Source organism: Alcanivorax sp. HI0044, from assembly GCF_001634945.1.
The window spans coordinates 1-813 of record NZ_LWEZ01001192.1 but is presented as its reverse complement, the minus strand read 5'-3'; the positions used below and the strand labels follow the sequence as shown (position 1 = coordinate 813).

Sequence of the window (813 nt, the reverse complement as noted above, 5' to 3'; positions counted from 1 at the left end):
GGCTATAGGTGCTGGCCAGTACCCGTTCACGAAAGGCGGGCCAGCTTTCGCTGTAATCGCCGTCGCCGGTCTGCCAGCGGGCGCAGGGCCTGCTCAAAGCGGGCCTGGAATACCTTGCGCGGGTGTTCCTGCTGCGCCAGCCACTGGGTCAGCGCCGCCCGGTCGGTGGCCAGGGGCCAGTCCACGGCCAGCAGTTCGCTGTGGTTGTATTCGTTGAAGCCGGTATCCGTATGCCATTCCTTAGCCAGCCCCAGCTCACCCAGGGTCGCTTCCGCTGTCTCCACATGGCGGCGCATGGTGCCGCAGATGGCCCGGGGAAAACCCAGCGACTGGTTCTGCAGGGCACGGCCAAGAATACGGCTTTGCTCCCAGCCCGGTTCGGAAAGCTGGTCGTAATCTTCCTTGCCGAAACTGGCCTGTCCGTGGCGGATCAGGTAAATCACCGGCATAAATCAGTGCTCTTTTTTCTGTTCGCTTTGTTCCAGCTTGCGCTGCAGGCGCACCGCGCCTTTCAGCATGATCCGGTTGAACACAAACGGCAGGAAGCGCTTGATCCAGTAAGCGCGGCGGCCGCTCTTGTGGGGCAGCAGGAAAAACTGTTGTTTGGCCACCGCCTGCTTGATCATTTCAGCAATCTGGTCGGCGGTGAGCTCGTCGCTGGACAGCAGCTTGTCCACGGTTTCGATCATGCCCGGTTCCGGGGTGCGCATGGACTCGTGCAGGTTGGTGCGGAAAAAGCCGGGACACACCACGGTGGTATGAATGCCATAGGGGGCCAGTTCGAAACGCAGGGTTTCCGACAGGGAAATGACG

At 61.3% G+C, this 813-nt stretch carries 1 protein-coding gene and 1 pseudogene; both read right to left on the bottom strand.

Annotation, left to right across the window (positions count from 1 at the left end):
- Nucleotides 1-26: 26 nt before the first annotated feature.
- The gene (locus A3730_RS16020) at nt 27-449 is read right to left on the bottom strand and encodes a histidine phosphatase family protein (protein ID WP_231883979.1); all 423 of its coding nucleotides are present in this window, start codon (nt 447-449) and stop codon (nt 27-29) included.
- 3 nt (nt 450-452) lie between these two features.
- Nucleotides 453-813 (bottom strand): annotated as a pseudogene (locus A3730_RS31750) (short-chain dehydrogenase); the annotation flags it as partial.